Raw genomic sequence first — 11422 nt, 5'->3', positions numbered from 1 at the left:
CGGCGACATTCGCCGACGAGTCACGCTGACCGTAGGAAGAGCTAGCACACTAATGACGAAGCCCGAAGACAATACTCAGAAGCTCGCTCAGGCATTGCGCGTCTCGCTCAAGGAGACGGAGCGGTTGCGTGCCCGCAATCGCAAGCTCGACGCGGCTCTTCGCGAACCGATCGCGATTGTGGGTATGGCCTGCCGGTACCCGGGCGGGGTCAGTTCGCCTGAGGAGCTGTGGAATCTGGTCGCGGAGGGGACCGACGCGACCTCGGAGTTCCCCGGCAATCGTGGCTGGGATATCGATCGCCTCTACGACGCGACCGGGGAGACGCCGAACAGCACCTACACCCGCGAGGGCGGATTCCTGCATTCCGCAGGTGAATTCGACCCCGCGTTCTTCAACATCAGCCCCAATGAAGCCGCGCTCATGGATCCGCAGCAGTTCCTGCTGCTGGAAACCTCGTGGGAGGCGTTCGAACGGGCCGGTGTCGACCCCGGCTCGCTGAAGGGCAGCAGGACCGGCGTGTGGGTCGGCATGATGTACCACGACTATCCGGCCAATGCGAATTCGGGATCCATTGCCTCCGGCCGGGTCTCGTACGTATTCGGCCTGGAAGGGCCGTCGGTCACCGTGGACACGGCGTGCTCGTCCTCATTGGTGGCAATGCATTCCGCGGCGGCCTCGCTGCGGTCGGGAGAGTGCGACCTGGCTCTGGCCGGTGGTGTCGCGGTGATGGCCACCCCGGAGACCTTCGTGGAGTTCAGCCGTCAGCGGGGTCTGTCTCCGGATGGTCGGTGCAAGTCGTTCTCCGACACCGCGGATGGGGTGGGCTGGTCCGAAGGCGTCGGCGTCCTGGTGCTGGAACGACTCTCCGACGCCCAGCGCAACGGCCATCGGATTCTCGCGGTGATCGCCGGTTCGGCGGTGAATCAGGACGGCGCGTCCAATGGTCTGACCGCACCCAACGGTCCCTCGCAGCGGCGGGTCATCCGCCAAGCTCTGACCAATGCGGGGGTGTCCGCGGCGGATGTGGATGTCGTCGAAGCCCACGGCACCGGCACGACTCTGGGTGATCCGATCGAAGCCCAGGCGTTGCTGGCGACGTACGGGCAGGAGCGTGACGCGGATCGTCCCCTGTGGCTGGGGTCGTTGAAATCCAATATCGGTCACGCCCAAGCCGCGGCCGGTGTGGGCGGTGTGATCAAAATGGTCATGGCAATGCGCCATGGCGTGCTGCCCAAGACCCTCCATGTGGATCAGCCCTCCACGAAGGTCGATTGGTCCGAGGGCCATGTGCGTCTACTGACCGAGTCCGTGGCGTGGCCGGAGGCGGATCGTCCGCGTCGTGCCGGTGTGTCCTCGTTCGGTATCAGCGGCACCAACGCGCACGTCATCGTGGAACAGGCCCCGGCGACCGAGCCTGTGGTGGATCAGGTGCCCGCGGCGAAGACCGTCCCGGCCGGTGGGCTGCTCCCGTGGGTGGTTTCGGCACGCACCGCCGAGGCTCTCGCCGGTCAGGCTGCCCGCCTGACATCGTTTGCGGGCGAACATGATCCGATCGATCTCGGTTTCTCGCTGGCATCCACGCGGGCTCTCTTCGAGCATCGCGCAGTTGTGGTGGCCGACGACCGCGATGGTCTCCTGGCGGGAGTCGGCGCGCTGGGCCGCGCCGAAACCACTCCCGGCCTCGTGACCGGTCGTGTGGTGGCGGGCTCGACCGGTGTGGTGTTCTCCGGTCAGGGGGCGCAGTGGGCCGGTATGGCCACTGAACTGCGCGCCGCGTATCCGGTGTTCGCCGAGGCGTTCGACGCGATCGTTGCCGAGTTGGATCCGCTGCTGGGACAGCAGGTTTCGCTGAGCGAGGCGTTGGCCGGTACCGACCTCGTGGACCAGACGGTGTTCGCGCAGGCGGGGTTGTTCGCATTCGAGGTGGCATTGTTCCGCCTGCTCGAATCCTGGGGAGTCCGTGCCGATGTCGTGGCCGGTCACTCGATCGGTGAGGTCGCTGCCGCTCACGTGGCGGGTGTGCTGTCTCTGACGGATGCGTGTGTGCTGGTGGCCGCGCGCGGCCGGTTGATGCAGGCATTGCCGGTCGGCGGGGCGATGGTCGCCGTCGGTGCGTCCGAGGCCGATGTGCTGCCGTTGCTGGCAGCCGGTGGGGTGTCGATCGCCGCGGTGAACGGCCCTGCGTCGGTGGTGCTCTCCGGTGTCGAAGACGCGGTCGCGGCCGTTGTCGAGGCGTGTGCCGAGCGCGGTTGGCGTACACACAAGCTGCGGGTGTCGCATGCCTTCCATTCGGCTCTGATGGAGCCGATGCTGGCCGAGTTCTCGACGGCGATAGCGGGTTTGGCGTTCGCTCGCCCCACCACCCCATTGGTTTCCACCGTGACCGGCGTGCGGATCACCGACGAGATGATCGATCCGGCGTACTGGGTCGGTCAAGTCCGCGACACCGTGCGGTTCGCCGATGCGGTTGCCGCGATGGCGAATTCGGGTGTGACCCGGTTCGCCGAGGTCGGACCCGACGCGGTGCTGACCCCCATGATCGCCCAGACTCTCGACGACGTTCCCACGGCGGTGGCGTTGGTGCGTCGGGATCGGGCCGACTCGTTCTCCGTGCTGTCCGGGGTGGCCGGGCTGTTCGTATCCGGTGCCGACGTCGATTGGGCCGGTTTCTATGCCGGTTCCGGAGCTCAGCGAATCGAACTGCCCACCTATGCTTTCCAGCATCGGCGCTTCTGGATCGCCGAGGGCGCTGTCGGTGGCGATGCCCGGGCGATGGGCCTGGCGGCCACCGGACATCCCCTGGTCCCGGTGGTGGTGTCGCAACCGGATTCCGACGCGATCACCCTCACCGGCCGACTGTCGGCACAGACGCATCCATGGCTGGCCGATCACCGGGTGATGGACACCGTCCTGTTCCCCGGCACCGGTTTGGTCGAACTCGCCTTGCAGGCGGGAGAGCAGGTCGGCTGCTCGACCCTCGAGGAGTTGGTCCTGCGGGTGCCACTGGCGCTGCCGGAGTCGGCAGGCGTCGCGGTGCGCGTGGTCGTCGGTGCCCAGGACGGAGCGGGCCGACGCGGGGTGCGGGTCTACTCGTGCCCCGATGACGGTGTCGATGCGGTGCCGTTATGGACATTGAACGCCGAAGGTGTGCTCACATCGGGATTCGACAGCGCGCCAGCGGATTTGGCGCAGTGGCCGCCCGCCGGCGCCACCGCCGTCGATATCGACGGTGTGTACGACTCCCTCGATGCGCAGGGCTATCACTACGGTCCGGTGTTCCAGGCGCTGACTTCGGTATGGCGGGGAATCGACGGGCTGCTCTATGCCGAGGTCGAGCTGCCGGAGCAGGCCCGTCCGGACGCCAAGCGGTTCGGCGTGCATCCGGCGTTGCTCGATGCCGCTCTGCACGCCCTGCGCTTCGCCGATGGCATGCCCGCGGAGGGCGCGGGGCTGGCCTTGCCGTTCGAGTGGTCCGGTGTCGCCGTGCACGCGACCGGAGCGGGCGCGCTGCGCGTCCGGCTCACCCGCGTCGGCGAGCACACGGTCACCCTGGATCTGGCGGACCCGGCCGGTACCCCGGTGGCGACGGTGCGGCAGCTGGCTTCCCGGCCCATCGATCCCGCGCAGCTCACCGGTGGCGCATCCGCGGTCGGTAATGCGCTGTTCCAGGTCGGCTGGGCGCCGATCTCGGTGGGGGAGGCCGAAGTCGGCGCGGTGTCGTGGGCCGATCTCGGTGACGAGGTTCCGGCCGTGGTCGTCCTCGATTGCCCGGAGGGCAATGACCCCGCGGCCATTCACGCCGCGACCCATGCAGCTCTCGCGGTGGTTCAGTCCTGGATCGCCGATTCTCGGTTCGCCGAGTCGACGCTGGTGGTCCGGACCAGCGGAGCCGTATCGGTTGCCGGGGAGGACATTTCGAACCTGGCCGGTGCTGCCGTCGGCGGCCTGGTTCGTTCCGCGCAGGCGGAGAACCCCGGCCGGATCGTGTTGATCGACACCGATTCCGGGCTCGACGGGCTGCTCGGCGGGATTCTGGCCGCGCAGGAACCGCAGGTCGTCGTGCGTGCCGGGCAGGTACACGGTGCGCGGCTGAGCCGGGCCACCGCGGCGACCGCTTCGGCGACCGACGCTTTCGGGCCGGACGACACCGTTCTGATCACCGGTGCGAGTGGTCTGCTCGGTGGGTTGTTCGCCCGGCACCTGGTCGACGCGCACGGTGTGCGTCGCCTGTTGCTGCTGAGCCGACGCGGCGAGGCCGCTCCCGGCGCCGCGGAGTTGCGCGCGGAGCTGCAACTGCTCGGCGCGGAGGTCGAGTTCGTCGCGTGTGATGTCGCCGATCGCGACGCGCTCGCACAGGCGATCGCGAATGTGCCTGCCGCGCACCCGCTCACCGGCGTGTTCCATATGGCCGGCGTCCTCGACGACGGCGCCATCGCCTCGCTGACCCCGGCCCGGATGGACGCGGTGCTGGGACCCAAGGTCGATGCCGCCCTGCACCTGCACGCACTCACCGCGCAGCTGCCGCTGAAAGCGTTCGTGCTGTTCAGCTCGGTGGCCGGTGCGTTCGGCAATGCCGGACAGGGCAACTACGCCGCGGCCAATGCGTGCCTGGACGCGCTCGCGGCATTCCGCAGGGCCTCGGGCGGCCACGGGCAGTCGCTGGCCTGGGGTCTGTGGGACGGGGGCATGGCCGGGCAGCTCAGCGACGCTGACCTGCACCGCATTTCGCGTTCGGGCCTGCTGCCGCTGTCGGAGGAACAGGGCCTGGCGCTGTTCGACGCCGCGACCGCGAGCGACGTGACCGCTCCCATCCTCGCCCGCCTGGACCTGGATAGCCTGCGTGGCGCCGAATTCGCCGTGCCCGCACTGTTTTCCGGCTTGATTCCGGCTCGCCGCAGAGCCGCCTCGGGTGCGGCAACGCCGTTGCGCGCTCGTCTGGCCAACACTCCCGACGGCGAGCGTTTCGGTGTGCTCGTGGAGATCGTGCGCGGTCAGGTCGCGGCGAGCCTCGGACACCAGAACACGAACGCGATCGCCGCGGACAAGGCCTTCGGCGAGCTGGGCTTCGACTCGATCACCGCTGTCGAGTTCCGCAACGCCCTCAAAGCCGTCACCGGCCTGTCGCTGCCCGCGACACTGGTATTCGACTACCCGACACCGCAGGCGCTGGCGAAATATCTGGCCGACGAGTTCACCGGCACCGGCCGAGATGTCGAGGTGACCGCCAGCGCGGCCGTCGACGACGAGCCGATTGCGGTCGTGGCGATGAGCTGCCGCTATCCGGGTGGAGTCGCCTCGCCCGAGGACCTGTGGAATCTGGTCACCTCCGGGATCGATGCCACCGGCGAAATGCCGACGGATCGCGGCTGGGATATCGAGGGCATCTACGACCCCGAACCCGGTCACGCGGGCAAGACGTACACCCGGAAGGGCGGATTCCTGTATTCCGCAGCGGAATTCGATGCGGAGTTCTTCGGGATCAGCCCCAACGAAGCCGCGATGATGGATCCGCAGCAGCGGTTGCTGCTGGAGGTCTCGTGGGAGGCCTTGGAACGCGCCGGTGTGGATCCGGCGGTGCTGCGTGGCAGTTCGACCGGTGTGTTCACCGGCGTGATGTACCACGATTACGCGCAGGGAACCGGGAACAACGCAACCGGGAGCTTGGTCTCGGGCCGGGTGTCCTACGTGTTCGGCCTCGAAGGCCCCGCGGTCACCGTGGACACGGCGTGTTCATCCTCGCTGGTGGCAATGCATCTGGCCGCACAGTCGCTGCGGTCGGGTGAATGCGACCTGGCTCTGGCCGGCGGTGTGGCGGTGATGGCCACCCCGGAGACCTTCGTGGAATTCAGCCGTCAGCGGGGCTTGTCCCCGGACGGGCGGTGCAAGTCCTTCTCCGACAGCGCCGATGGGGTCGGTTGGTCCGAAGGCGCCGGTGTGCTGGTGCTGGAGCGCCTGTCCGACGCCCGCCGCAACGGCCATCAAGTGCTGGCGGTGATCGCCGGTTCGGCGGTGAATCAGGATGGCGCGTCCAATGGTTTGACCGCACCCAACGGTCCCTCACAGCGTCGAGTGATTCGCCGAGCCCTGGCGAATGCCGGGATCTCACCGGTCGAGGTGGACGCGGTGGAGGCCCACGGCACCGGTACGACTCTGGGTGATCCGATCGAAGCCCAAGCGCTGCTTGCGACTTACGGCCGGGACCGTGAAGCGGATCGTCCCCTGTGGTTGGGATCGTTGAAGTCCAACATTGGTCACGCTCAGGCTGCGGCGGGTGTGGGTGGTGTGATCAAGATGGTGATGGCGATGCAGCACGGGGTCCTACCCCGAACGCTGCATGCTGATCAGCCCAGCACCAAGGTCGACTGGTCCGAAGGCAATGTGCGGTTGCTGACCGAGGCGGTGGCGTGGCCGGAGGTGGATCGTCCGCGTCGTGCGGGTGTCTCTTCCTTCGGTATCAGCGGCACCAACGCCCACCTCATCGTCGAGCAGGCCCCGGTGGCTCCGGTGGCGGAGTCGGTGCCCGTGGCCGAGACCGTTCCGGCGGTGCTGCCGTGGGTGGTTTCGGTGCGCGGTGGTGACGCTCTCGCCGGCCAGGCTGCGCGTTTGGCATCGGTTGTGGGCGAACATGATCCGATCGATATGGGCTTCTCACTGGCGTCCACGCGCGCTGTGCTCGAGCATCGTGCCGTGGTGGTCGCCGAGGGCCGTGAAGGTCTCCTCGCGGGACTACGGTCGTTGGCCGCCGGTGTGCAGGCTCCCGGCGTGGTGACCGGTCGCGCGGTGCCGGGTTCGACGGGTGTGGTGTTCTCGGGTCAGGGTGCGCAGTGGGCCGGTATGGCTACCGAGCTGCGCGCGGCGTACTCGGTCTTCGCCGAGGCGTTCGACGCGATCGTCGTCGAGCTGGATCCGCTGCTGGGGCAGTCGGTTTCGTTGAGCGAGGCGTTGGCGGACGGTGATCTGGTCGATCGGACGGTGTTCGCGCAGGCGGGTTTGTTCGCGTTCGAGGTTGCGTTGTTCCGCCTGCTCGAATCCTGGGGCGTGCATGCCGATGTGGTGGCCGGTCATTCGATCGGTGAGGTGGCTGCCGCGCATGTGGCCGGGGTGCTGTCTCTGGCCGATGCGTGCGTGCTGGTGGCCGCGCGCGGTCGGTTGATGCAGGCGCTACCGACCGGTGGGGCGATGGTCGCGGTCGGTGCGTCCGAGTCCGATGTGTTGGCGTTGTTGGCCGGTCGGGTGTCGATCGCGGCGGTCAACGGACCTGCGTCGGTGGTGTTGTCCGGTATCGAAGACGACGTCGTGGCTGTTGCCGATCGTTGCGCCGAGCAGGGTTGGCGCACTCGCCGACTGCGTGTCTCGCACGCTTTCCATTCGGTTCTGATGGAGCCGATGCTGGCCGAATTCGCCACGACGATCGAGGGTTTGGTGTTCGCCCGCCCGACCATCCCGCTCGTGTCGACCGTGACCGGCATTCGGATCACCGATGAGATGTGTGATCCGTCGTACTGGGTGGGTCAGGTCCGAGAATCGGTGCGCTTCGCGGATGCCGTTGTGGCGATGGCTGGTTCGGGTGTGTCCAGGTTCGCCGAGGTCGGTCCCGACGCGGTACTGACCCCGATGATCGCCCAGACCCTCGATGACGGTGCCGCCACGGCGGTCGCGTTGGCGCGTCGGGATCGGGCCGATGCGGCGACACTGCTCGCCGGAGCGGCCGGGTTGTTCGTGACCGGCGCTCAGGTCGATTGGGCCGCTCTGTATGCCGGTTCCAGTGCTCGGCGAATCGACCTGCCCACCTACGCTTTCCAGCGTCGGCGCTATTGGATGGCCCCGACGTCCGCCGGTAGTGGCGACGCCCGGGCAATGGGTTTCGTGGCCATCGGGCATCCGCTAGTTTCGGCGGTGGTCTCGCAGCCGGATTCCGAGGTGGTCACGCTCAGTGGCCGTTTGTCGGCGCAGACCCAGCCATGGCTGGCCGATCACAAGGTCACGGGCACTGTCCTGTTGCCCGGCACCGGACTGGTCGAACTCGCCCTGCAGGCCGGAGAGCATGTCGGCTGCCCGACCCTGGACGAGTTGGTTCTGCAAGCGCCGCTGGTACTGCCGGAGTCGGCCGGGGTGGCGGTGCGTGTGGTGGTCGACGCCCCGGACGGTGCGGATCGTCGCGGGGTGCGGATCTTCTCCTGCCCCGACAGCGGCGTCGATTCCGCGTCTTCGTGGACATTGAACGCCGAAGGTGTGCTCGCGCCGGACGAGGTGGCGGCGGATTTCGATCTTGCCGCTTGGCCTCCGGCCGGTGCGCGGCCGATGGATATCGACGGCGCCTACGACGAGCTGTTCGATCTCGGATACGGCTACGGCCCGCTGTTCCAGGGTTTGCAGGCGGCGTGGCAGCGTGACGGAGAATTGTTCGCCGAGGTCTCGCTACCGGATCCGCAGGGAGCCAACGGTTTCGGCATCCATCCCGCATTGTTCGACGCCGCTCTGCATGCCGGAATCATTCACGGCCGTCGCAGCGGCGGCGGTGATACTCCGGTGCTGCCCTTCACCTGGAACCGGGTGGCGCTGCACGCGGTGGGCGCTGCCGCGGTGCGGGTGCGTATCACGGTGCAGGACAACAAGTTCGCCGTCCAGCTGGCCGATGAACAAGGGCAACCGGTGTTGTCGGTGGATGCCCTGGTTTCCCGGCCGGTGTCGGCCGACCGGCTCGGCGGCCAGCGCGCGTCGGAAGCCCTGTTCGGTGTGGAGTGGGTCGCCGCCGGTTTGTCGGCCGGGGTGGCGTTCGAGCCGGATCGGGTGGTGCTCCTCGGTTCTGGTCAGGGTGCTGACGAGGCGCCCGGCCACCGCGATCTCGCGACGTTGATCGCCGATCTGGATACGAACCCCGACGCGGTTGTCCCTGAGATCGTCCTGCTGGAGTGCCCCCGCGGTGACGGCCCCGAGCCGGATGCCGCACGGCAGGTCGTCACCGGTGTCCTGGATACCGTCCAGCGGTGGCTGGCCGAATCCCGCTTCGCCGGTTCCCGTTTGGTGGTGCTCACCAGGCATGCAGTGACCGTCGCCGATGCCGAACAGGTGCGGCTGGATCAGGCCCCGGTGTGGGGTTTGGTGCGGGCCGCGCAGGCGGAACACCCGGGTCGTTTTCAGCTGCTCGATCTGGATGAAGACGCTGAGCCGTTCGCTGCCGCGACCGCGGTCGTAACTGTCGCGTCTGAACCCGAGGTTGCCCTCCGGGGCACGAGCGTGCTCGTGCCCCGTTTGAGTCGTCACGCATCGGGCACGATTGTTCGATCGGCAGCGCCGGGCACGGTGCTGATCACCGGCGGCACCGGTGGTCTCGGTGCGGTGATCGCCCGGCATCTGGTGACCGAACACGGTGTGCGCCAACTGCTTCTGATCGGTCGTCGTGGCCCGGATGCGCCAGGGGCCACCGAGCTTCGGGACGAACTCGTCGAGCTCGGCGCCGAGGTCGCCATCGCCGCGTGTGATGTGTCCGATCGAGACGCGCTGGCCGCCCTGCTCGACACCATCTCCGACCAGCACCCCCTGGCCGGAGTTGTCCACGCGGCCGGAACCTCCGACAACGGTCTGATCGAATCGATCACGCCCGACCGCATCGAGCAGGTGTTCCGGCCCAAGGTCGATGCCGCGTGGCACCTGCACGAACTCACCCGCGATCGGTCGCTGGAGCTGTTCGTGCTGGTGTCGTCGGCGGGCGGCCTGGTGCTGGCCGCCGGCCAGGCGAACTACGCCGCGGCGAATGTCTTCCTGGACGCCCTCGCGGCCCACCGTCACGGCCTGGGACTTCCCGCGACGTCCATCGATTACGGGTTGTGGGCGCGGTCGACCGCGCTCGGCGCTGAACTGTCCGAGAGCGACTTCGACCGGATGCGGCGGCAGGGGTACCCGCCGCTGACCGAGGCCGAAGGCCTGGCACTGTTCGACTCGGCGATCGCCACCGATACGGCCCAACTGGTCGCTCTGCGAGTCGATCCGGCCATCCTGCGAACCCAGGGCGAGCGGATTCCGGCGCTCCTCCGCGCGGTCGTGCCGATGTCCGTGCGTCGCCACACTCGCACCGCGGCAGGTCAGGCCTTTCTGCGGAAGCTGGCCGGTTTGTCCGACAGCGAGCGCGACAGTGCGCTGCTCGAACTCGTCCGGTCCACTGCCGCCGACATTCTCGGGCACGCCTCCATGGCAGCTGTTGAACCCCAACAGGCTTTCCAGCAGCTCGGTTTCGACTCGCTCAGCGCTGTCGAGTTCCGCAACAAACTCAATACCGCGACCGGTCTGCAACTTCCGGCCACCCTCGTTTTCGACTACCCCAATCCGCAGGTCGTCGCGGAGTTCATCGGTTCACAACTCACCGGCACCGGAGCCGTCGAAGAACTCGCGACCAGTCGAGTCCGAGCCGACGACGAGCCGATTGCCGTGGTGGCGATGGGATGTCGCTATCCGGGTGGCGCCATGTCGCCGGAGGATCTGTGGAGTCTCGTCGTATCGGGTGCCGATACCACCGGTGAGTTGCCGGTGGATCGCGGTTGGGACATCGAGGGCATCTACGATCCCGAACCCGGCAAGGCAGGCAGGACCTACACGCGCCGGGGCGGATTCCTGTATTCCGCAGCGGAATTCGACGCGGAGTTCTTCGGGATCAGCCCCAACGAAGCCACGATGATGGACCCCCAGCAGCGGTTGCTGCTGGAGGTCTCGTGGGAGGCGTTGGAACGCGCCGGTGTGGATCCGGCGGTGCTGCGCGGCAGTTCGACCGGTGTCTTCACCGGCGTGATGTACCACGACTACGCCCAGGGGACCGGTACCGGGGCCAGCACCGGCGGCAGCCTGGTCTCGGGCCGGATCGCCTACACGCTGGGATTGGAGGGCCCCGCCGTCTCGGTGGACACGGCGTGCTCGTCGTCGCTCGTGGCTCTGCATCTGGCGTCGCAATCACTGCGGTCGGGGGAGTGCGATCTGGCATTGGCCGGTGGTGTTGCCGTGATGGCCACCCCGGACATGTTCCTCGAGTTCAGTCGTCAGCGCGGGCTCGCACCGGATGGGCGGTGTAAGTCCTTCTCCGACGCCGCCGATGGTGTCGGGTGGTCGGAGGGCGCCGGAATGCTGGTGCTGGAACGACTTTCCGATGCGCAGCGCAATGGGCACCAGGTGCTGGCGGTGATCGCCGGTTCGGCGGTGAATCAGGATGGCGCGTCGAATGGTCTGACCGCGCCGAACGGTCCGTCGCAGCGGCGTGTCATCCGCCAAGCGCTGGCCAATGCCCGGGTGACCTCGGTCGACGTGGATGTCGTCGAAGCCCATGGCACGGGTACGACTCTGGGCGATCCTATTGAAGCCCAGGCGCTTTTGGCGACGTATGGGCAGGATCGTGGGGCGGATCGTCCGTTGTGGTTGGGGTCGTTGAAGTCCAAC

General features: G+C 67.8%; 1 protein-coding gene. It reads left to right on the top strand.

Features of this window, described 5'->3' with window-relative positions; genetic code table 11:
* Positions 1-52 precede the first annotated feature (52 nt).
* The coding region (locus tag ABZ909_RS16615; RefSeq protein WP_356999984.1) for an SDR family NAD(P)-dependent oxidoreductase at positions 53-11422 on the top strand (11370 nt) is incomplete at its 3' end.

It is taken from the genome of Nocardia sp. NPDC046763 (assembly GCF_040645495.1).
In the GTDB taxonomy this organism is placed as follows: domain Bacteria; phylum Actinomycetota; class Actinomycetes; order Mycobacteriales; family Mycobacteriaceae; genus Nocardia.
This window is presented reverse-complemented; position numbering and strand designations above follow the sequence as displayed.